Source organism: Siphonobacter sp., from assembly GCF_048595215.1.
GTDB lineage: Bacteria > Bacteroidota > Bacteroidia > Cytophagales > Spirosomataceae > Siphonobacter.
Genome location: NZ_JBMDWJ010000261.1, coordinates 36,945 through 59,531, shown reverse-complemented (window position 1 = coordinate 59,531; position 22,587 = coordinate 36,945). Strand labels below are relative to the sequence as shown.

The following is a 22,587-nucleotide window of genomic DNA, read 5'->3' as shown; positions in this document are numbered from 1 at the left end:
TATGTCTGACCAAAGCGTAGCGTTTCGATATGCCAAATCGTTGATCGGGCTGGCTCAGGAAAAAGGAGTGCTGGATAACGTACAGGAAGATATGCAGTTGTTTACGCAGATTTGCCAAACCAACCGCGATTTTTCACTGGCCTTAAACAGTCCTATCGTTAAACACTGGAAGAAACTGGAAATTTTGAAAGCCTTGTTTCAGACCCGTGTGAGCCCAGTAACGTTTTCGATTTTTGAAATCATTACGAAGAAAAACCGGGAATCCATTTTACCTGCTGTTGCTCGGGAATTTAACCGGCAGTACCAGGAGTTAAAAGGAATTCAGGTAGCCCATATTACGACAGCTTCACCCCTGACGGATGTCCAGCGTACCCAGTTTAAAGCGGTGGTATCTCAACAGACGGGCAAGTCGATTGAACTGTCGGAGACCGTAGACCCCAACCTGATTGGGGGTTATTTACTTCGGGTAGGAGATAATCAGATTGATAATTCGATTAAGAGTCGCTTGAATGATTTAAAAATTCAATTTGCTCAAAGTTAGTTTAGTACCAGTTATTCTGATTTTTTACCTGTTTGCATACAGTTAGAAAAAACCCGCCACTTGGCGGGTTTTTTTTGGTCTTACTCAATGCGTAGAATGGAACAGGATTTACCTCGAAACTGGAAATGCTCCCCTACTCGTTTCCCTAATAACTGACTCCCAATCGGCGATCCGGGTGAAATCACCACTATTTTTTCAGTCTCTACCGGTACGATACCTACGCTGATGGCAATGAGAAACCAGCCCTCAGAAGTTTCAATCAACGATCCAAACTCCACACGGTCGTAGCGGGCAGCCAGTTCCTGACGTTCGAGCTGTAAGCGTTCCTGTCGCAGGATTTCATATTGCTGGGCATAGCGATCCCGCTCATTTTGAGCCATTGCCCGACCCGTTTCGTATTTGTCGCCCGCCGAGCTTTTACTTTCTTCATTAGCGGAAGCCTGAGCCGCCTGCATGGCATTCCAGGCAATGCTCACTTTCTCATCCAGTAGCGACTTTAAGCGTTCGATGATCGTAGTTTTATTCATAACTGCTGTAGTATAGCTAAAGAAGGGCTGATGAGAATGCTCATCAGCCCTTCTTTACTAAGGAATGAACGTCGGCTTATTTCAGTCCCAGGTCTTCCTGAATCTGCTTTACCTTCGCTTTCAAGGAATCATACGTTGTGTTAAAATCTTCTGGTTTTTCCAACGGAGCATTCACGGATACGTAGAATTTGATTTTAGGCTCCGTACCCGAGGGACGAGCGGATACCTTCGTACCATCCGCCAGGATCAGTTGAATTACGTTTGACTTTTCAATACCCATTTCCGCCACGATTGGTGTTTGCTGGCCCGTCGCTACATCTTTCGATACCAGGTTTTGATAATCCAGAATCGTAACGGGTTTTGATCCGGCTACTTCGGCGGGTGGGTTATTCCGCATGTCACTCATCATTCGCTGGATTTCTTCGGCTCCTTCCTTACCCTTTTTCGTCAGTGAAATCAGTCCTTCATAGTAAAAGCCGTTTTCCATGTACATTTCCGTAAGCATGTCAAACAGACTCAGTCCTTGATCTTTCGCGTAAGCGGCCAGTTCCGCAATGATGGCACAGGAAGCAATCGCATCCTTATCCCGTACGGCATCACCGATCAGATACCCATAGCTTTCTTCCCCACCACCAATAAATTGTTCGCGGCCTTCCAGATCGCGGATTACACCCGCAATGTATTTGAAGCCCGTCAGCGTATTGTAGCAATTCACGCCGTAGCGATCACACATTTTGTCTATCAGATTCGTCGTTACAATGGTTTTCGCTACGAATTCTTTACCCGTTAACTTACCCGCTTCTTTCCAGGCCCGTAACAGATAGAAGATGATCAAACTGGCCATCTGGTTACCGTTGAGTAGCTGCCATTCTCCATCGGCGTTCTTTACGGCCGAACCCACGCGATCCGCATCCGGGTCGGTTGCCATCACCAGATCCGCATCAATTTCTTTGGCCTTGTTCATGGCCAGGGTCATTGCTTCCGTTTCCTCAGGGTTCGGATATACCACCGTAGGGAAGTTTCCATCCGGTGTAGCCTGCTCTTCAACGATAGTCACATTGGTAAAGCCAATTTTTTCCAGGGCTTTCGGCACCAGCGTAATACCCGTTCCGTGAATCGGCGTATAGACGATTTTCAAATCTTTCTGCCGCTCGATTACGCTCGGATTCACTACGTTCTTCGTAATCACCTGCTCCAGGTACTTCTCATCGACTTCCTCACCAATTTTTTCAATCAGATCCGGATTTCCCTGGAAGTTGATAGCGTCAACGGATTGAATGTTGTTGACTTCCGTGATAATGTTTTTATCGTGCGGAGCCACCACTTGAGCACCGTCGTTCCAGTATGCCTTGTAACCGTTATACTCTTTCGGATTGTGAGAAGCCGTAATGACTACACCACTTTGACAACCCAGCAAACGAATGGTGAACGAGAGTTCGGGCGTTGGACGCAGTTCTTTGAAGAGAAATACCTTGATCCCATTCGCTGAGAAAACATCCGCCGTTACCTGAGCAAACTCAGGGGACATATTCCGGCTGTCGTGAGCGATGGCTACTTTTATTTCCTGACCGGGAAAACTTTTCTTCAAATAATTGGCCAGACCTTGCGTAGCCGCCCCTACCGTGTATTTGTTCATCCGGTTTGAGCCTACGCCAATCAAGCCACGTAATCCACCCGTACCGAATTCCAGTTCTTTGTAAAAGGCATCGGTTAATTCCGTATCATTTTCTTCATCCAGCAGTTTCTGAACCGCTGTTTTGGTTGTTTCATCGTAGTTCCCAGAAACCCAATTCTGTACTTTCTGGCGGATAATCGCGTCGAGACCGGTTGACATATAGGTAGTTAAAGTTGATAAATTAAGATGTGCGATGAAACTACAAAAATCTGTGCATCACGGAGTAAAAAAGAATTCTACTACTGAAATGCTTACTAAACAGTGGTACAATCTTACGGGGAATTTTACTTGCGAAACAAGTCTTTGTACATTTCGTCGAAAAAATTTACGGCTTTACAAATCCAGCCATTATTAAAATCTCGTTAATATGAAATGAGAATCGGTTACAAATCAACCCATTACATTAACCACTTATTTACTAAAATGTTAGGGCCTTGTAGCACCAGATTTTAGTAACGTGTAAAAAGCCGGAGTTAATCGTCCTCTTTTTTACGCACGCTTATTTTTTTAGTGAATTTCATTTTTAACCCTTTATCCATCGTAATAGCGTATAACTATGGAGACTACGAATCAAAACAAATCATCTAGCGGAATTTGGGGAGCTGCCTTTGCAGTAATGTTGGCCATTTCAGGCGTATTAGGGTTCTTGTTATTCCAGGAAAAAACGGAAACAGATAAGCAATCGACTGAAATCAGTATTAAGGCCCGCGACTTGGCTATTACGCACAGCCGTCTGGACTCCATCTCTAGAGAATTGGATGCTAAAATTGCTCAAGTACAACAATTAGGTGGCAACATCGAAGAGTTGCAAAAACTCAAAGTTCAACTGGAAGCGGATAATGCTTCATTGTTGAAAACGAAGAATGTCTCAATTGCCAAGTATACGAAGAAGATTAAAGAATATGAGGCAATTCTGACCCAAAAAGATGAAGAAATTGCCCGATTGCAGGAAGAAAATGGTCAATTGACGAATCAGAATCAGCAATTGTCCCAAGAAAATACGACGATCCGTACGGATTTGGATAATACCCGTCGTTCCTACAGTGACTCAGTTAGTACGCTACGTACCAGCAATCAGGAGTTAGCTGATAAAGTAACGATTGGTTCCGCACTTCGGGCTGAGAATGTACGGGTATTGGCCGTTAATAAAAAGGGTAAGACTCGTTCAAATGATGAGAACGAGTACAAAGGCAAACGCGTAGATAAGATTAAAGTAGCCTTTACGCTGGCTCCGAACCCGCTGACGAAAGAGGAATCGAAAGACATTATGATGCGTGTGGTTGATCCCGAAGGTGCTGTATTGTCGGATACCGAAACGGGCTCAGGCATCTTCTCTTTCCAAGGCCGTGACATGCAGTACACCTACAAACAGTCGATTCAGTACTCTAACAATCGGCCCGTTGTTGAAATGCTGTATACGCGTGGTCAGCAGTATAAGAAAGGAAAATATAACGTTGAGCTGTACGCCGAAGGATTCAAAATCGGTCAAGGTGAATTCGTAGTAAGATAATTCGATTATCATAGCTGTAATAAAAAATACCGCTCGGGTTTCGGGCGGTATTTTTTTGTACCTTTTACTCAAACCTTAAGCCACTACGCTAACGGCCGGAATCAGCTCCCCCGTCAAAAACGTCGTTACCGCGGCCGCATTAATCCGGCATTCTTCAATGAGCGGATGTAGAGGCTCGCTTAGCGAGAGTTCCAGATCAGCCATAGAAGGTTTGGCCATGTAGGCCGCATTCAAGATTAGTTTACGACCGTCCGAATGCGTATAAAGAATTTCAGGACGATAGTCCGCTGAAGCCGTTAGGGTATTGTAAAGTTTCTTAGCCAGCTCATACGATTCGTCCGTAGCTTCGAAGGAAATGGTTTGAACCGTACGTTGGGCAAGGCCTGCCGTACGTTGCTCAATGGCTTCGTCGAGGCGAGCTAATTGTTGCCGTAGCAGCGTCGTGAATTTACCCGTACGGATGCGTTCACGCATAGAAAAGCGGATAAAATACGTGAGCGAATCGGTGACATTCAACCCAATTTCGGCCATTTGTTTAAAAATAAACGAACTGGGTGACATACCGGGTAAGGTATTCGGATCGTGCAGCAATACTTCACCTGCCGGGGTTAGAAACCCATCGATGCGGGTACAAACGCCGAAGCCCAACAAGCGGAAGGTTTCTTTTACCATCCGATGTACTTCTTGATTATTTTCCAGACTGGTACGGATGGGCATTCCTTTCCGTACTGTATTAGTCAGGTATTTCGTAGCAAAATCAAAAACAGTATCCTCATCGGCTTTAATTACTTCTGAAGGAGGCAGAGCTAGCGGAGAGCCGTCAAAATCCTGAATGACGCCGCAACTAAACTCCTGTCCGTATACAAAACTTTCGAAGAGTACCGCGTCCTCAGCGTGAATAGAGCTCAGCATAACCGTACAATACTGGGCCGCAAACTGCTCATCAAGGGCTTTCCATAAATCAGCCGGGTGGGCAATGGTGGTTTCGCCATTGAGCGTGAGTGGAAAGGCGATGCCTTCATCAAGGTTTGTAATCCGTTGTAAGAAAGCTCCTTTCTCTTCATCACTTAAATAAACCCATTCATCGGGGCGAATTTCCTGTTGAAAGAAACTTTGCCGTACGCCTTTTTCGAATACTTCCTGGCTGTCTTTACGAATAAAGGATACGCCGATGGACGAGCCCTGGTGCGGAGCTTTGCACACAAAGGGAAATCCTACATTCTGTTTAACCTGCTCAAAAAGTACCTCCCGATCATATTCATCCCATTCTGATTTACTCAGCGAAAAGAGTCGCTTATTCAATCCGACGGTTTGTTGAATGAGTTGATTCTGAGCAATCTTATCAATACCAATTCCTGAGCCCATGAGGCCTGAACCGTAGTAGGGCATTCCGTACCACTCCAGTAAGCCCTGAATAGCTCCGTCTTCGAGTTGGGGACCATGTACGGCCAGGAAAGCAAAATCGAAATACTGCTTAAATTCCTGAGGCAGCAGGCGTTTACCTACCTGACTGATCATATGATCCTCCTGTTCCGGCGTTAACGCTAAAGATTCCTCGTATACACGAAATGGATAGCCTTCCGTACGAGCGAATGACTGGGGCGGGTAGAAATCCCGGATGGAAGTAGCTTCCATGTACTGCGTTTCGAGCAGGATAAAATTCCCCCGACCATCAATGAATACAGGAACGGGCTCGAACAAGTAGCGATCCAGACCCGTATAGGTTGTCTTTCCACCTAAAAATGAAATCTCCCGTTCGCGAGCCGGGCCACCGAAGAAAATGCCAATTCTAAACAAGGTATTCAGTTTTTAAAGGAACAAAAATGGGATTTGACTTAAGAATCGAAAGTTACGGAGCTACGTATAGAATGTTACACGCTCAGGGGTATAAATACAAAAATCACTCAGAAAGTGGTACAAAAAAAGCCTCAGAATTTCTCCTGAGGCTCTTCGTATTATTTTTCAAGTCTTACTAGGGATGACGAACCAATAATTTTTTCGTAATCAATGTTCTTCCTTCCTGAGAAAGCTGATAGAAATAAATGTTGTTGGGCAGGTTTGACGTAGTGATGCGTTGCTTGCGTTCACTCCGATCTAACATGATATCCGCTACTTGCATGCCAAGCGGACTGTAAATGGTAATTTTTGCATCCCCCGCGTGGGCCGCTATCGCGTATTCTACATCTACATGATCGTTAGCCGGGTTCGGATACAGATTGGAAATGGTGATTTTATCACTGATATACAGCTTTTCCGCCGAGGCATTGGTTTCTTCAGAAGCCGGAGTTTCAGTAGCTACGACGGCCAGCGGAGCAAGCGGTTGATCAGTTTTAGGGGAGCCCGACGACTTGGGACGATTCCGTAAAAGCGTACGATAATATTCGTTAACGGCCGTTGAACGATTCAGTTTTACCTCCCGCGACATTTCGGCTTTGGGATAGAAAAAAGAACTCATTTGTTGGGGAACAGCCGCAGATTTTGCCTTTGGTTTAATGTCAAGTCGACTGCGTTTCGGCTCTCCCTGAGCATACGTATCAAGCGTCACTGCTGAAGACAGGACGAGTGAAATGCCGTACAGAAAGAGTAAAAGGTGTTTCATAAATTGTTGTATGAAATGCAATCGCTACTTTTTGCAGGAGCAAATGTAGCCATATACGTTTGATAACCAAGTTTTTAACAAGTATTAACACTAAATAATTTACTTTTGTAAATCACTCAGAGAAAAAGGCATACCAAATATTTTTTGGTCGGCTTTCCCCAAATTTTCTCACTTTTTCAGGGTAGCGGTCGGTTCTATTTTTCTCACCGGGGTGGGCTTCACCTGCTTGACTGGCAAGCGTTTAACCATTTCCCGCGTAGGTCTTTCCTTCTCCCGCCAATTGAATCCATCTAGCTCCCGATTATCCGCCGTTACTTCTTTCGGAGGCCTTAATACACCGTCCGGGCTTCCCACAAAGGCAATGCGTTTCACTTGGTTTTCCTTGAAATGAAGCCGCATCCGTGAAGCTTGGACGTAATTCATGCCTATGGGTTTACTATCATCTTTCTTGGCGAAGTAAATACTTTCTCCATTGCCCTCTACCAGCGTATTATCAAGCTTTGAATCGGCATTGAAGTACGCTGTGATGCGTCGGCCCTTCACCTGATTGTACTGAATCAGCGTATCTCTAGCAATAATAAAAGCTCGTCGGTTGAGATACATCGTCCGCATCTTATTATTTACTAAACGGACAAAAATACTATCGGCTTCCGACTGATTCTGGCCGTTCCAGAGTATCGGCTTTTTATAAAAGGAAATCAGTGAATCGGCCAGGTTATAGACTAGTGAATCACACTTGGCTTGTAAATCACTCCGGAAAATCAATACGTGCCGATCCGCGATTAACCTTCGAGTCGTGTCTTTAACCCCGCGGATCTCCTGCGAAATCAGCGTATCCGCGGAGAGTAATAGGGTATCTCTGGCAAAGAATTTCTGTAACAACGCTTCGCCGTACACCCGCGAAATGCCCGTTTTACCAAAGTACCGCCCTACCTGTCCGGTTAGTATGGCACTGTCTTTCTTGGCCACCATGACTACATTTCCCCTGGCAATACCGATTTGGGTGATGGGGTCGTAAAACAGTGAATCACCGGTTAGATCGTTGTTGGGCATGCGTACCGTCGAACGTCCCCTGAAATTTGAAATCCGCGAATTCAAGTTATACGAACCAGAGGATGTAAAAAGCGTATCATTGGCTGCTTCCTGCTTTTTCTTTTTTGAAATAATCTGCGTAGGAGCGATAAAATAGGCCTCCTTGGAAAGGGTACTGTACCGCAGCGAATCGGCAAACAAATCTGTTTCCGGACTCTTCACTTTTACATTTCGCTTGAATACCGAAAGCTTGGTAGCCGTATTGTAATAGCCCTCTTTACTAACCAGGGTACTGGTTTTATCTACCAGTGACCCCCCCGTATTGTAGCTGGCGATTTTCGAATTCATATCGTAATCGAGCTTACGGGTTTTCAGCGTAGACACCTTATCGTTGAGCGTCACAACGCGGCCCGTAATCTTGGCCTGCCGGGTGTTGCCGAAGTACATCGCCGTATCACCCGTCAGCGTAAGACTGTCGCCTTGGATGATTTTTACATTTCCATACGCTTCGACGACGTTGATGAGGTCATTTTTCTTGGCCAGATGACAGAGCAAGACGACATTCCCCTGCCGCATGCGTACATTTCCCCGCAGAAAGGTATTACCGACCGTCTGGTCCACCCAGAGTGTATCGGAATAATCTACATCTACTACTTTTCCTGCCGGAGCGGGCGTGGGATTCTGAGCCCATCCCCAGAGTGGAAGGAAAAGTAGCAACCCCAAAATATATCTTTGCCAGTGTTTCATTTGCATGGGCAAAATTAACCATTCGCAAGCGTGCTGACCGAATTTTTAGCATTCATTAACGAGCGAAAGTTCTTTTCTCCCCAGGATCGGCTGTTACTGGCCGTCAGCGGAGGACTGGATTCGGTCGTATTAACCCATTTAATTCGAAAAGCTGGCTTCACCTACGGCATTGCTCACGTCAATTTTCAACTCCGGAGAGCCGAATCGGTTCGGGATGAGCTTTTCGTGCAGACGCTTGCCGAGCAGCAGAACGTTCCGTTTTACATCCAACGCTTTGATACGCTAACCATCGCTCGTCAGAAAGGTTTATCCACCCAGCTGGCCGCCCGTCAGTTACGCTACGAATGGTTCGAACGTCTGCGAACGGATCAGGGCTACACCTACATTCTGACGGCTCATCACCTCAATGATTCCCTCGAAACCGTTCTATTAAACTTAGTTCGAGGTACGGGACTTGCGGGGTTTCGCGGTATTCCCGCACAAACGCTTACCCTGATTCGTCCCTTACTGGGCTTCAGCCGTCAGCAACTGGAGGCCTACGCTACTGAACAGGGTTTAGCCTGGGTCGAAGATTCGAGCAATGAGAAAGATACCTATCGTCGCAATCGGCTCCGTCATCAGGTGGTTCCCGTGTTACAGGAGCTAAATCCCAATTTGCTAGGTACCTTTCGTACCACCCTCGACCGCATGGAAGCAGCCGAACGATTTATTACCCAACAATTGCAATCCTGGCAACAGCAGGTGGCTCAAACGCACGAAATTTCGTTTGCCTTGCTGGATGCCTTTCCCGAACCGCTGTTTGTACTGGCCGAAACGCTCAAGGCCTACGACTTTTCCTACCAACAATGTCAGGCGATCTATCAGAACCGACTGGCTCAGCCCGGTACCCGGTATTTCTCTACCCGGTATGAGCTGGTACTCGATCGGCAACGCTGGCTGCTGGAGGTCCGACAAACGTCTCCCCTCTCTGGCTATACTATTTCGGAGCTTCCAGCTGTTATCAATACACCTTTTTTCAGCCTGACGTTGCAACGGCAGGAAAATTTTTCCTGGGAAGCCAATCCTTTCATAGCCTATTTGGATGCAGCGGCACTGATTTTTCCACTTACTCTGCGAATTTGGCAACCGGGGGACTGGTTTTGCCCCCTCGGTTTGGACGGCAAACGACAGAAAGTCAGTGATTTTCTGGTCAATCAGAAAGTGCCCCGTACCGAAAAAGATCGCGTCTACGTACTGGAATCCCAGGGTCAGATTGCCTGGATTGTGGGCCACCGCGTAGACGAGCGATTCAAAATCACCGAAAAAACGCAGACGGCCATACGGGTAGAAATCAACCCAGAGCAGTCTCTTGCAGAAACTACTTTTTCGTAAATGCCTTTGTATCTAACAGAAAGCCGATAGTTTTGCTTTCTATCGATTGGAAAGCGATTTCGTCTGACCATCTTTTCCTAAACCTCGTAACCATGCTTCATTCATTCCTTCGCCTCGGAAGTGTAACCCTGCTCCTGGGACTGGCCTTAGCAGCCTGCCAGTCTTCCGAAAAAACGGCTACCACTACCCAAGATTCTACTACTGCTTCCACTATGTCTGCTTCGATTACGAAAGTTGCCTTTGGCACCCTCAACAATCAGCCCGTCGACCTGTATACCCTGACGAATAATCAGGGTATGGTGGTGAAAATCACCAACTACGGCGGTATCATCACCGAAATCCACGTACCCGATAAAGAAGGCAAGCTCGGTGACATTGTACTGGGCTTTGACTCACTGGCGGGTTACCGCCAACCGAACGTTCCGTACTTCGGAGCCTTGATTGGACGGTACGGGAACCGCATTGCCAAGGGCCAGTTCAATCTGGAAGGAAAAACCTATAAACTGCCCGTCAACAACGGACCAAACTCGCTGCACGGCGGTACGGAAGGCTTTGACAAGAAAGTCTGGACGGCAGAAGAAGTAAAAACGGATTCTACCGTAGGACTAAAGTTAACGCTGGTTAGCCCCGACGGAGATCAGGGGTATCCCGGTACGCTCAACGCCACTGTAACCTACACGCTTAGCGACCATAATGCCCTTCGCCTCGACTATCAGGCGACGACGGATAAACCGACCGTGGTTAACCTGACCAACCACACGTACTTTAACCTAACGGGTGGTACGAGTGATATTCTGGGACACGAAGTACAACTTAAAGCCAGCCGGATTGTCCCCGTAGGTGCCGACCTGATTCCAACGGGTAAGCTCCAAGACGTAAAAGGTACTCCATTTGACTTTACTACGGCCACCGTAGTGGGTCAGCGGATTAACGATACAAAAGACGAACAAATCAAAAACGGCGGTGGCTACGATCATTGCTGGGTGTTCGACGAAGCCGGTACGGGCCTGAAATCGCAGGGAATGGTATACGAGCCGACTACGGGTCGCACCATTGAACTACTTACGACCGAGCCCGCCGTTCAATTCTATTCGGGTAATTTCCTGGATGGAAAACTGACGGGCAAAAACAACGTCAACTACAAAAAGCGGTCTGGCCTTTGCCTGGAGACGGAACATTATCCAGATTCACCCAATCAAGCTACCTTCCCCTCGACGGTACTGAAACCGGGTCAGACGTATGCCTCGACGACGGAATACCGCTTTTCGGTTCGTAAATAAGATTGCCTCATTCCTACGACGCGGAGGGTGCTGAAGTATGATGCTTTAGATACCCTCCGCGTTGTTTCGTTTCTTGGAGTGAGTTTTTTAACGGACTCTACGTTTCATTTGCTACACGATTATGAATCTATACGTTCAACTTCCCGTACGGGCCGAAGAAAAAGAGTATTTTTTATCGAAGCTGCCCCAATCCATTGATGCGGTTTTTGAGATTGATATTACCGAGGCAACGCGGGCAGAAAACATCAAAAAAGCTGAAATCGTCTTTGGAAATCCGCCGGCTGAATGGCTCGAAGCGGCCGATAATCTTCGCTGGATACAGCTTCATTCCGTAGGATTTGATAAGTATCAGAACCTGAAAAGCGAAGCTCAGCTCACGAATATGAAGGGTTTTTACGCCCAACCCTGTGCGGAAACTGCCGTGGGAGGTGTACTGGCTTTTTACCGGAAAATGGACTGGCTGGGTATTCTTCGCAGTCGTAATGAATGGGTAGGCCAATCGCTACGCATGGAGATGAGCCTGCTTCGGCGGAAAAAAGTACTAATCCTGGGGACGGGTAGCATCGCCCAGGCCTGCCGTAAAATCCTCAGTGGCTTTGATTGCGAAATTGCGTTCTTTGGCCGTAGCAACCCGGAAGCCCGTTTCCGTACCCCCGAAGAGATTATCGAAGGCATTGGTGAATTTCAAGTCATCATCAATACCCTACCGGGTACGGAGCAAACGGCCCGTTTTGTTTCGGCAGAAATGATTGCCCGCATGGATACGTCGGCGGTATTTGCCAACGTGGGTCGCGGCTCAACGGTGGACGAACCCGCTTTGGTACAGGCCCTGCTCAACGGTGATATTGCCGGAGCCGTGCTGGATGTAACGGAGCAGGAACCCTTACCCAGCGACCATCCACTTTGGGATTGTCCTAACGTGATTCTTTCCCAGCATTCAGGGGGCGGATACGCCGAGGAATTCAAAGATCTAATCGATGTTTTCCTCAGCAATCTACACAAGTTTCTATCCCATAAGCCCCTCGAAAACGTCATTGATCCGCAGAAAGGCTATTAGAAAAAGGGTGTGATCTAATGGTTAATTTTTTCGGCGTAATGAGCCGCCAAGCCTTCGTTTACAACCGGTTAAGGAAGCCTTTTCGAAAAAAATAGCATTTAGTAGTCTGCCAGAGTGACGAAACGTCTCCTTTTTTCGTTACCAAGTCTCTCCACTCTCTTAAAAACCTACGGAAGCCTTGTTAACTCTAACAGGAAAGACGTATCTTTGCGGACTTATGCAGACTATTCGGTATTTAGTTCTTTTTCTGGGCATTACGCTAGTTTTTAGTTCCTGCGGGAATTTCGAAAAACTTCGTAAAAAGGGTACTGACGAACAGAAATACCAGGCCGCCCTGACGTATTACAAAAAAGGCGATTACGATAAAGCCGTACTACTGTTTGAAGAACTCAAGCCCCTTTTGAAAGGCTCCGATCAGCAGGAATTGGCTACTTTCTACGAAGCCTACTGTAACTATCACCTTCAGCAGTACGAAGTGGCTTCGTTTCAGTTCAAGCGTTTCTACGAAACCTTTGGCCGAAGCGAGAAGGCCGAAGAAGCGTTGTACATGAGTTCGTATGCTTCCTACCGGGCTTCGATGCCGTATTACTTGGATCAGGCCAGTACGCTGACGGCGATGGATGCCATGCAAAGCTTCATCAACACGTATCCGCAGAGTAAATTTGTGGAAGAAGCTTCCAAAATCATTAAAGAATCGCGGAAGAAGCTGGAAAAGAAATCCTACGAACGGGCCAAGCTCTACTATAAAACCAGTCCGACAAACTTGCAGAATTATCGCTCGGCGGTATACGCAGTAAATAACTTCAAAAAGGAATTTCCTGATTCGGATTATAATGAAGAACTGGCGTTTTTACAGGTACAGTCCCAGTATGATTTTGCTCAAAACAGCTTGTATACCAAGCAAAAAGAGCGTTACGACGACGTAGTTAAATACTATCAGGAGTTTGTGGATACGTATCCGAATAGCAAGCTTCTGAAAAAAGCGGAACGTTTCTACGAAGTTTCCGTTAAAAAATCGGCTGATCTAGCCGAACAGGAGCGTTTGGCAAAAGCTGCTCAGAAAGACAAAGAGAAAACCAACCAACCGGCCAACACGGGACGTTTGGGCAGTGGTAGCTCTTCGAATTAATTTCATTACGTAACCATTAAATTAGTAAAGATATGCCCGCGAATCCTTCTATCGTTACTCGCGACACGGACAAACTGGCCGCTAAAACCAACGGCAATATTTACGAGGCAGTAGCCATCATGGCGTCTCGTGCGAAACAATTGTCTGTGAAGCAAAAGGAAGAACTCAATCAAAAGCTTTCTGAATTTGCTTCTACGGTGGATAACCTCGAAGAAATCTTCGAGAACCGCGAACAGATCGAAATTTCCAAACATTACGAGCGTCAGCCCAAGCCCGCTTCTCTGGCTATTGAAGAGTACATTGAAGAACGCGTAAACTGGCGTTACCGGAGTGAATTACCGAGCGAAGACTAATCTTCTTAGCGTTGGGAAAACCTCCGTGCTTGTCTAAGTGCGGAGGTTTTTTATTAGTAGACTTTTTAGCTTATGCTGACGGGAAAACGAATTTTACTGGGCGTCACGGGCAGTATTGCCGCCTACAAAACAGCTTCCTTCGTACGCTTACTGATTAAAGCGGGTGCGGAAGTACAGGTGGTGATGACCCAAGCAGCTCAGGACTTTATTACGCCGCTCACGCTGAGTACGCTTTCCAAACGACCGGTGTATACCACGTTTGTAGCAAACGGTACAACGGGTGTCTGGAATAATCACGTGGAGTTGGGACTTTGGGCGGATCTTATGCTCATCGCTCCGGCGACGGCCCATACGCTGGCGAAAGCAGCTCAGGGTCACTGCGACGATTTGTTGATGGCCGTGTACCTCTCGGCCCGCTGCCCGGTGTATTGGGCTCCGGCGATGGACCTGGATATGTATCACCATCCGGCCACGCGGGAAAATCTGAACCGACTCCAGCAATTTGGCAACACTATTGTTCAGGCAGGCTACGGCGAACTCGCTAGCGGTTTAATCGGCGAAGGACGCATGGCCGAACCCGAAGAACTTTTAGCCGTAGTAGAGAATCACTTTACTGAGACCCCCTGGAAGGATAAAAAAGTACTCATTACGGCTGGTCCTACCCAGGAAGCCCTTGATCCCGTACGCTTTATTTCCAATCATTCATCCGGCAAAATGGGCTACGCACTGGCTGGGCAGCTAGCCGCTCAGGGAGCACAAGTAACGCTGGTCAGCGGCCCCACGGCTCTGGCTTCGCCGCATCCTTCCATAACGTTCCATCCGGTACGCTCGGCTCAGGAAATGTACGAAGCCTGTCAGGAGGTCTTTGCCGACCAGGAAGTAACGATACTAGCGGCAGCCGTAGCGGACTATACCCCCGTTGTCGTAGCGGAGCAAAAAATCAAAAAAACGGAAGCGAGCTTTACCATTGAGCTGCGTAAAACCGTTGATATTGCAGCTACCCTGGGTCAACAAAAACGTTCGGGTCAATTGCTCGTCGGCTTTGCTCTCGAAACGACGAATGAAGTGGCGAATGCCCGGGAAAAATTAACCCGTAAGAATTTTGACTTAATCGTCCTAAATTCGCTAAACCATACGGGTGCCGGCTTTGGTTATGATACCAATCAAATCACGGTTATCGATCGTAACCAGCAACTGACGGAATACCCATTGAAAAGTAAGGCGGAAGTAGCCGATGATATTTTAAAGGCCATTGTCGCGTATTTGTAAGCATCCATCCCCGTGTTTTTTATGAAATATTTGCTTTCCATTGTATGTACGCTAGTCCTGTGGGGTACGGCCTCCGCCCAGGAACTGGCCTGTAACATTACCCTACGGACGGACCAGGTACGCGTAAACCAGCAAGCCAACAACGCTCAGCAGATTTACGGTGAATTGCAGCGGGCCATGACGGACTTTGTGAACGGCCGCCGTTGGACGAATGATCAGTTTCGGCAGGAGGAAAAAATTCACCTGGATATTTCCATCAATCTTCAGAAGGCTACTGCTCAGGGTGATTACGAAGGACAAGCCATTATTCAGGTAAACCGCCCCATTTTTGGTACCAACTACGAAAGTGTACTGCTTCGGTACGTAGATCGGGCGTTTTCTTTTAAATACTTACCCGAAAATCCGCTGAATTTTAACGATAACGTTTTCTCGGATAACCTTACGTCCATGCTAGCCTACTACAGCTACATTGCTCTGGCGCTGGACTATGATTCATTCGGCAAACGCGGTGGTGAAGCCTGGATTCAGCGGGCCTATAACGTAGCCAATCTGGCTTCCAATGGCGGGTTTTCCGGCTGGGATCAGCGGGGCGATCAGCGAAGTCGGTACTGGCTGGTCGAAAATCTGCAGAATCAGCAAATGATTCCTTTTCGGGAAGGGTTGTACACGTATCACCGGCTTTCCATGGATGCTTTCAGCGATCAGCCCGATCAGGCCCGGAAGAATATTCTTGGCGTACTCAACGACATCCGGCAGGTCATCCAGCTGAAACCTACTTCGATTTTGATTAACAGTTTTTTTGACGCCAAGTCCGAAGAAATCGTTCAGGTGTTTTCGCAGGGTACGGCGGCCGAAAAAACGCAGGCGTTTCAGGTCTTATCCCAACTCGATCCAACTAAAACGGATTCGTATCGAAGACTTACCAAGTAAGGATTCTTCGTTCTTCTCCTCCATGATCACGCTTCGCCAGGCTACTACGCAAGACCGAGATTGGGCTTATTTCGTCAAGAAGAAAGCCCTGGGATTGTATGTGGTAGAAACCTGGGGAGCCTGGTACGAGCGGATTCAATGGGAGTTTTTTGAACAGACCTACCAGCAGTCGCTTACGCAGATCATTTGTCAGGACGAAACGCCCGTAGGTACGCTCCGGGTAGAGCGTCGAACGGATGAAATTTTTCTGTCGGAACTGTATTTATTACCTACCTTTCAGAATCAGGGAATTGGTTCGGTTTTATTGGAACAATTAAAGGCTGAAGCCCGGCAACGAGCTTTACCTTTGCAGCTAACCGTCCTGCAGGTCAATGAATCCGCCCGCCGCTTTTACGAACGTCACGGGTTGGTATGTACCGCAGAAATTAAACACCATTACGTAATGACTTACCATGGGTAAACGACTAGTCAGACTACCAGCCACCGACCCCACCCTACCCGGACTTACGGGCAAACACCTTAACGTAGTCTTACGCAATGGCGTTACGTATGCGGGACGACTGTTGGGCCAGGAAAACCAGGAATTGATTCTGGAAGACGGTCTGTTACGCGAACGTCGCTACCCCGTGCGGGACATTGAGGAAATTGTGTACGATAAGACTACCGCCTTTTAGTATTTAACAGCCCACCATCCTTTTGTACCTTTGAAGTTCGAAGGTGATCCTCTTTTGACTCATGCTTTCAAATCTGCTCATACAGAATTATGCTCTGATTGAATCGCTCGAGCTTTCGCCCAATGGCGGACTCAACATCATTACGGGTGAAACAGGAGCGGGTAAATCCATTTTGCTGGGAGCCATTGGTTTATTACGTGGCAACCGTGCTGATACCAAAGTACTCTGGGACCCTTCCAAAAAGTGCATTATTGAAGGGCAATTCGACATTGCGGGCTACTTTATTCAGACCCTTTTCGAAGAGGAGGAAATCGATTACGACACCACGTGTATCATTCGCCGGGAGATTAGTCCTTCGGGAAAATCGCGGGCGTTTGTTAACGATACGCCCGTCAATCTGGAAACCTTACGCCGGGTGGGTTCCGAGCTGATGGACGTGCATTCCCAGCACGATTCTGTACTGCTGGGTTCGCAGGAATACCAGCTCCAGATTGTCGACACGTACGCCCAGAATACGGCCATCCTGGATCGGTATAAAGAACATTTTCGGGAATTCCGTAAAAAGCAGGAAGCCTATGACCGCCTGCAGGCGGAGGCCAAGGAAATCCGTAAAGAGTTCGATTACAATTCCTTCTTACTCGACGAACTCAGTAAAGGTCGCTTTCAGGCCAACGAACAAACCGAGCTGGAACGCGAACTGACGACGTTGGAAAACGCCGAAGAAATCAAGCAACGACTGGTGGCCGCCGTCGGTTATCTCAATGATCCCGAACAAAGCATCCTCGGCTGGATGCAGAGTGTGGTCGGTAACCTGGGAGCGATTAGTACCTATGGAACCGAGTACGCCCAGCTTCGCGACCGGGTACAGAGTTGTTTAATTGAACTCAAAGACGTGGTAGCCGAGCTGGAATCGGAGGGAGAATCCGTAGAGCTGGACGACGAAAAGATTGCGGTCCTCCAGGAACGGCTGAGTCTGCTTTATAATCTCCAGAAAAAGCATAATGTCACCACGATTGCCGAATTACTGCAAATTCAGGCTAATCTGGAACAAAAAGTAGCCAAAGTACTCAATCTCGACGAGGATCTGGCGGCGGCTCAGGCAGCTGCCCACCAGGCCTGGGAGCAACTGGAACACACGGCCCGGGAGCTTTCCGATTCCCGCAAAGTTGTACTCAGTGAAATTGATGATTTGGTGACGGGTTTGCTGGCGGATCTGGGCATTCCCAATGGCCGCCTCGTGGTGGATCATCAACTGGGAAAACCCGGCAGTCAGGGGATCGATACGGTTAGTTTCCTCTTTTCGGCTAACAAAGGCATGCAGCCCCGGCAATTGCGGGAAGTGGCTTCGGGCGGTGAGTTTAGCCGTTTGATGCTGGCCGTCAAGTACATCCTGGCTAACAAGCGTTCCCTGCCTACGATTATTTTTGATGAGATTGATACGGGCATTTCCGGCGAAATTGCCATCAAAGTCGGAAACATGATGCTGGATATGGCCCATGGTCATCAGCTCATTGCCATTACCCACCTCCACCAGATTGCGGCGAAAGGCAATGCCCATTATTTTGTGTACAAAGACCATTCGGCGGATCGTACGGTTTCGCGGATTCGTCAGCTTAGTACGGAAGAACGCGTACAGGAAATTGCTCAGATGATTGGCGGGGCAAAGCCATCCAAAGCCATCGTGGACAACGCCCGTGAGCTGCTGTCGCAAAACATGACCGAACGAACCAATTATAAACTTGATTTGTAGGGAAAGAGCGAGCATCCAGCGGATGAACTCGCTCTTTCCTTTTTATTTTCCCCAACTACAGGCGTATGAAAAAATATCTTTTCCTGGCCCTGGGCGTATCTTTAGCGGCCTGCCAAAATCCCCCCAGCGAAGATTTAAGCAAGTTTCAGAAAGAAGTAGAAGGCATGCATGACAAAATCATGGGTCCGTACATGCAGATTGAAGACCTTCGCGAAGCCATTCGTCAGCAAGTGTCCAAGGATACTACCACGCGTGCCCAAGGAGACAGTTTGATTCTGGCCCTAACGAAGGCCGAAGAAGGCATGAACGACTGGATGGCCCACTACAACGGAGATACCTTACTGGATTTATCCGCTGATCAGGGCCGAGTTTATCTGGAAGCGGAAAAAAAGAAGGTCACTGCCGTTGAAGAACAAACTAACAGCAGCGTAGCCGCCGCTAAAGCGTTTTTGAAAAAGTAGGTTCTTTTCACCTGGAACCGGTTCCCTGATTTTTCTTATGAAAATGTATTCCGTTGCCGTTCTGATGCTGGCAATCAGTTTAGTACTAGCCTGTCAGTCAGAATCGTCGCGTCTACCCATTTTAGGACCACGTAATGGCGTGCAAACCCGCGTAGTCGAAGGTAAAACCGTAACCGATACGGTATACCACCAGATTCCTGATTTTGCTTTTGCCAGTCAGTACGGGGATACGGTTACGGCGAAGAATTTTGCGGGTAAGATTTACATCGCTGATTTCTTTTTTACTACCTGCCCCACCATTTGTCCGAAAATGACGATGGAGATGCGAAAGCTGTATCAAAAGTTCAAAGATGATCCCCAGGTTATGTTTCTCTCCCACTCCATCGATCCCAAACGAGATAGCGTCGGACGTTTGAAAGAATACGCGACGGATCTGGGTGTGTACGGACAGAAACAATGGTACTTCGTGACGGGCGACCGCAAGGAGATTTTCGACATCGGACAAAACGCCTATTTTGTATCGGCCAAAGAAGATTCCGATGAACCCGGCGGATTACTCCATAGCGGTGCCTTCATCGTCATAGATCCCCAGCGACGCATTCGCGGTATTTATGATGGTACCAAAGATGAAGTGGTTGGTGAAGTATCCGAAGCTATTGAATTACTCAAAAAAGAAAAATAACGTTAATCCCCTCATGTCTTCACGTCAGAATATTCTCTCGGGCTCACCCTGGGAAGATCGGGTCGGTTACTGCCGGGCCGTGCGAATCGGTAATCTCATTGAAGTTGCCGGTACCGTAGCCATAGTCGATGGTGAAACCGTACGAGCCGACGATGCGTACGCTCAAACCAAGAATATCATTGAACGTATTGCAAAGGTTCTGGAAGAAGCCGGAGCTAGTCTGAACGACGTCGTACGTACCCGCATGTTTACGACTGATATCAGCAAATTCGACGATATTGGCCGGGCTCACGGTGAGTTTTTCCGGGAGATTAAACCTGTAACGGCCATCTACGAAATTCGGAAACTGGTAGCTCAGGAGTATCTGATTGAAATTGAATTTACGGCAGTAGTGGAATAAGGTTACTACAAAAAAGGCTGACTCTAAGGTCAGCCTTTTTTTATGCTATACGCCGTTCGACTTACGCTTTGTGTTCGTCGCGTAAGAGATCATTTACCGTTTTCACTGGATTAAACGTGATCAGGGGTACTTCTACGAACAGCGTATTCCAGTCCGACATCGAACCGTTCCAAAGTCCGGGTAATTCCTGAGCTTTCAGGTCTTTACCATCCTTGGATTTTTGCGTAATAAAGCCCGTTTGCGGATCGCGGTACTTCAATAGATCAAAGGCTTTTCCCGTGTAATCCGTCCAGGAGCAGACCAGATCTACCGGATTAAAGTGCGTCGCCTTCAGGAATTTATTCTTCTGTTCTTCGTCATCCATGTCCACCTGAGCGGACTCTACCACTTGCAGTTGGCTGGTACCATCGGAGCTTTTGGCCCAGAAAGGTCCACCACCCGGCTCACCTACGTTTTGCACCATGCCGCAAACCCGGATGGGTCGGTTCAGCTTAGTACGGAAATATTCCACTACTTTTTCAACGGGCCACTCGTAGAAGCCTTCTACGGGCTCTACGCACAAGGCCCGACGTAAGAACTCATCGATTTCCGCCATTAATGCCTGACTCGTATCCCCACTATCGAGTCGGTTTAAGTAGCCGAAAATGCGTTCCCGCGTCTGTAATAAGGTACCGGCGATGGCACGCTTGTAGATCGTGGTCGTATTTTTAAGACGATCTGGTACGACGTTATCAATATTCTTGATGAATACCAGATCTGCTTCTACGTCATTCAGATTGGCCAGCAAGGCACCGTGACCCGCTGGACGGAACAACAGCCCGCCGTTTTTATCGACGAAAGGTGTATTATCCAGATTAACCGCAATGGTATCAGTTGAGGCTTTTTGTTCCGAAAAATCAATAACGAAATTTAGATTGTGCCGCTCGGCGTATTCGGGAGCTTTTTCCGAGATCAGTTCCTTGAATTTAGCTTTGTGCTCAGGCGATACCGTGAAATGAATGGCTACTTCGCCTTTCGACCGGGCGTAGCTTGCTCCTTCGACCAGGTGTTCTTCCACCGGGGTACGATTTTCTTCGGCGTACCCGTGAAATTTCAACAATCCTTTGGGCAATGAACCATAATCCAGACCTTTGCCCGTGAGGAAGTATTCCGCAATGGTTTGCTGATCCGCCGTTTCGATGTCAAGACCGTCTTTGGCTAAGGCTGCTTTCAAGTCGTCATAGAAAGCAAACGCTGGTAACCGCTCAAAAAACTGATCGACTGACTTATCCGATTTTCCGCCTTCCAGGAATCCAAACAAGGATTTGAACATCCGGGTGGCAGCTCCTGAAGCGGGTACAAATTTGACAATCCGTAAAGTAGGTACGTACGTTTCGTAGGTATCCAGAGCGGCCTGGATTTGCTCGTCCGATAATTGCAGGATGCCGTCTTTAGGAGTAGCGGCACGGGTTAGATTCATCCAGGGGAATCCATTGACAAAGTATTGAATCTGGCTTTCAACCGTTTGGACTTCAATACCTTTGGCTTCAATTTGCTCTAAATCTTTGGTAGAAAACATGATTACTTAGGAAACGTTGAGGCTGAAAAATAAGACGGTGACTAGAAACAGCTAGGAATTATTCTGGTTAAAAATAGACACTTAAGTACACGAATTAACTGTAAATAATGGTTAAAGTTTTTGAAAAATACCCCAAGGCTATGACTTCTTATCGATTGATTATTTTTTTAGGCTTACTGGTCGGTTTTACCGCTTGTGATCAGCTGTTTCCGGGGCCGTCTGAGAACACCTCTTTTGGTTCCGCGGTGAGTCGAGGGGTTCTCAATAATGCGGATATATACGAGGCTTCTGGCCTGGCGGTCAGTCGGCACCAGCCCAATTTTATCTGGACGCACAACGATTCCGGTGACCCCAACCGCATTTTTCTACTCGATGCGACCAATGCCCAGTGGAAAGCCACCGTCACGGTAGAAAATGCCACTAACCTCGACTGGGAAGATATGGCAGCGGCCGTTCGGGATGGAGTACCCACGCTCTACGTAGGCGATACGGGCGATAACCTCAATCAGTATTCAACCCATGCCATTTACCGTTTTCCGGAACCAAATCCGGCAACGTTGTCGGGAAACGCTTCCGTATCCAACGTTGACCGCATTACCTATCGCTATCCCGATGGTCAATGGGACGCGGAAGCCCTGATGGTGGATCCCCAAACGCTGGATATTTACATCATCTCCAAAGTATCTTCGGGTACGCACCTGTATCGTCTGCCTTATCCACAATCTACGACGGAAGTGATTACTGCGGAAAACGTCGCCAGCCTTTCTCAAACCATGATTACTGCGGCTGATATTTCGCCCGATGGCCAGGAAATTCTCATGAAAGATTACCTCACGGTGTATTACTGGAAACGAAATTCAGGGGAAAGCATCGCTCAGACTATGCAGCGTTCGGCTCGGGTGATGCCCTATTTTCCCGAACCGCAGGGCGAAGCCATCGCCTTTGCTACCGACCGCTCCGGCTACTATACCCTGAGTGAAGATCGAAATAACATTCGGGCTCATTTGTACTTTTATCCCCGCAAATAAAAACGCTTTTCTGT

22 protein-coding genes are annotated in these 22,587 nt (G+C 47.6%); 16 read left to right on the top strand and 6 right to left on the bottom strand.

Going from position 1 to position 22,587, the window contains the following annotated elements; translation table 11 throughout:
- The first annotated feature begins 1 nt into the window (after window position 1).
- On the top strand, window positions 2-541 hold the full coding sequence (gene atpH, locus ACOJTG_RS16310) for an ATP synthase F1 subunit delta (protein WP_420154800.1): 540 nt from the start codon (window positions 2-4) through the stop codon (window positions 539-541).
- An 80-nt stretch (window positions 542-621) separates the two neighbouring features.
- On the opposite strand, the gene ACOJTG_RS16305 is transcribed toward atpH, so the two are convergent.
- Together ACOJTG_RS16305 and ACOJTG_RS16300 are read right to left on the bottom strand one after the other, a co-directional pair.
- On the bottom strand, window positions 622-1,068 hold the full coding sequence (locus ACOJTG_RS16305) for a transcription elongation factor (RefSeq protein ID WP_420154799.1): 447 nt from the start codon (window positions 1,066-1,068) through the stop codon (window positions 622-624).
- A 76-nt stretch (window positions 1,069-1,144) separates the two neighbouring features.
- The gene (locus ACOJTG_RS16300; RefSeq protein WP_420154798.1) at window positions 1,145-2,902 is read right to left on the bottom strand and encodes a phospho-sugar mutase; all 1,758 of its coding nucleotides are present in this window, start codon (window positions 2,900-2,902) and stop codon (window positions 1,145-1,147) included.
- Between the two features lie 457 nt (window positions 2,903-3,359).
- Between ACOJTG_RS16300 and ACOJTG_RS16295 the strand changes: the two genes are divergently transcribed.
- A complete protein-coding gene (locus ACOJTG_RS16295; RefSeq protein ID WP_420154797.1) occupies window positions 3,360-4,253 on the top strand; it encodes a hypothetical protein in 894 nt (297 codons plus the stop codon).
- Between the two features lie 75 nt (window positions 4,254-4,328).
- Here ACOJTG_RS16295 and ACOJTG_RS16290 read toward each other — a convergent pair whose 3' ends face one another.
- The 3 genes from ACOJTG_RS16290 to ACOJTG_RS16280 form a co-directional block, all read right to left on the bottom strand.
- Complete coding sequence (locus ACOJTG_RS16290) at window positions 4,329-6,050, bottom strand: D-alanine--D-alanine ligase family protein (protein ID WP_420154796.1); 1,722 nt, start codon at window positions 6,048-6,050, stop codon at window positions 4,329-4,331.
- Between the two features lie 175 nt (window positions 6,051-6,225).
- Window positions 6,226-6,852: a T9SS type A sorting domain-containing protein gene (locus tag ACOJTG_RS16285; protein ID WP_420154795.1), complete on the bottom strand. Its 627-nt coding sequence runs from the start codon at window positions 6,850-6,852 to the stop codon at window positions 6,226-6,228.
- A 168-nt stretch (window positions 6,853-7,020) separates the two neighbouring features.
- Window positions 7,021-8,601 (bottom strand): OstA-like protein, encoded by a 1,581-nt coding sequence (locus ACOJTG_RS16280; RefSeq protein WP_420154794.1) that lies wholly within the window; start codon window positions 8,599-8,601, stop codon window positions 7,021-7,023.
- Between the two features lie 60 nt (window positions 8,602-8,661).
- On the opposite strand from ACOJTG_RS16280, the gene tilS reads away from it, so the two are divergent.
- The 13 genes from tilS to ACOJTG_RS16215 all read left to right on the top strand — a co-directional run bounded on the left by tilS (window position 8,662) and on the right by ACOJTG_RS16215 (window position 19,987).
- Entirely contained in the window at window positions 8,662-10,002 is a 1,341-nt protein-coding gene (gene tilS, locus ACOJTG_RS16275) for a tRNA lysidine(34) synthetase TilS (protein ID WP_420154793.1), read from the top strand.
- Window positions 10,003-10,094: 92 nt separating this feature from the next.
- Window positions 10,095-11,282 carry an aldose epimerase family protein gene (locus ACOJTG_RS16270; protein ID WP_420154792.1) on the top strand — a complete coding sequence of 396 codons (1,188 nt, stop codon included), beginning with the start codon at window positions 10,095-10,097 and terminating at the stop codon, window positions 11,280-11,282.
- 121 nt (window positions 11,283-11,403) lie between these two features.
- A complete protein-coding gene (locus tag ACOJTG_RS16265) occupies window positions 11,404-12,339 on the top strand; it encodes a D-2-hydroxyacid dehydrogenase (protein ID WP_420154791.1) in 936 nt (311 codons plus the stop codon).
- 217 nt (window positions 12,340-12,556) lie between these two features.
- Entirely contained in the window at window positions 12,557-13,468 is a 912-nt protein-coding gene (locus ACOJTG_RS16260; RefSeq protein ID WP_420154790.1) for an outer membrane protein assembly factor BamD, read from the top strand.
- Window positions 13,469-13,500: 32 nt separating this feature from the next.
- Window positions 13,501-13,821: a DNA-directed RNA polymerase subunit omega gene (locus tag ACOJTG_RS16255; protein ID WP_094815014.1), complete on the top strand. Its 321-nt coding sequence runs from the start codon at window positions 13,501-13,503 to the stop codon at window positions 13,819-13,821.
- 72 nt (window positions 13,822-13,893) lie between these two features.
- Window positions 13,894-15,090, top strand: coding sequence for a bifunctional phosphopantothenoylcysteine decarboxylase/phosphopantothenate--cysteine ligase CoaBC (gene coaBC, locus ACOJTG_RS16250; RefSeq protein WP_420154789.1), 1,197 nt, complete (start codon window positions 13,894-13,896; stop codon window positions 15,088-15,090).
- Window positions 15,091-15,111: 21 nt separating this feature from the next.
- Window positions 15,112-16,020 (top strand): DUF4835 family protein, encoded by a 909-nt coding sequence (locus ACOJTG_RS16245; RefSeq protein ID WP_420154788.1) that lies wholly within the window; start codon window positions 15,112-15,114, stop codon window positions 16,018-16,020.
- A 22-nt stretch (window positions 16,021-16,042) separates the two neighbouring features.
- Entirely contained in the window at window positions 16,043-16,480 is a 438-nt protein-coding gene (locus ACOJTG_RS16240; protein ID WP_420154787.1) for a GNAT family N-acetyltransferase, read from the top strand.
- The gene (locus ACOJTG_RS16235; protein WP_420154786.1) at window positions 16,473-16,694 is read left to right on the top strand and encodes a hypothetical protein; all 222 of its coding nucleotides are present in this window, start codon (window positions 16,473-16,475) and stop codon (window positions 16,692-16,694) included. The genes ACOJTG_RS16240 and ACOJTG_RS16235 overlap by 8 nt, the downstream gene beginning before the upstream one ends.
- A 61-nt stretch (window positions 16,695-16,755) precedes the next feature.
- Window positions 16,756-18,444: a DNA repair protein RecN gene (recN, locus tag ACOJTG_RS16230; protein ID WP_420154785.1), complete on the top strand. Its 1,689-nt coding sequence runs from the start codon at window positions 16,756-16,758 to the stop codon at window positions 18,442-18,444.
- A gap of 65 nt (window positions 18,445-18,509) precedes the next feature.
- Window positions 18,510-18,905, top strand: a complete 396-nt coding sequence (locus ACOJTG_RS16225; RefSeq protein ID WP_420154784.1) for a hypothetical protein — start codon at window positions 18,510-18,512, stop codon at window positions 18,903-18,905.
- Between the two features lie 37 nt (window positions 18,906-18,942).
- The gene (locus ACOJTG_RS16220; protein WP_420154783.1) at window positions 18,943-19,587 is read left to right on the top strand and encodes an SCO family protein; all 645 of its coding nucleotides are present in this window, start codon (window positions 18,943-18,945) and stop codon (window positions 19,585-19,587) included.
- 13 nt (window positions 19,588-19,600) lie between these two features.
- Window positions 19,601-19,987: a RidA family protein gene (locus ACOJTG_RS16215; RefSeq protein WP_420154782.1), complete on the top strand. Its 387-nt coding sequence runs from the start codon at window positions 19,601-19,603 to the stop codon at window positions 19,985-19,987.
- Between the two features lie 61 nt (window positions 19,988-20,048).
- On the opposite strand, the gene ACOJTG_RS16210 is transcribed toward ACOJTG_RS16215, so the two are convergent.
- Entirely contained in the window at window positions 20,049-21,545 is a 1,497-nt protein-coding gene (locus ACOJTG_RS16210; RefSeq protein WP_420154781.1) for a DUF4301 family protein, read from the bottom strand.
- A 140-nt stretch (window positions 21,546-21,685) separates the two neighbouring features.
- Here ACOJTG_RS16210 and ACOJTG_RS16205 point away from each other — a divergent pair, with 140 nt between their 5' ends.
- Window positions 21,686-22,573, top strand: a complete 888-nt coding sequence (locus tag ACOJTG_RS16205; RefSeq protein WP_420154780.1) for a PE-PGRS family protein — start codon at window positions 21,686-21,688, stop codon at window positions 22,571-22,573.
- Window positions 22,574-22,587 lie beyond the last annotated feature (14 nt).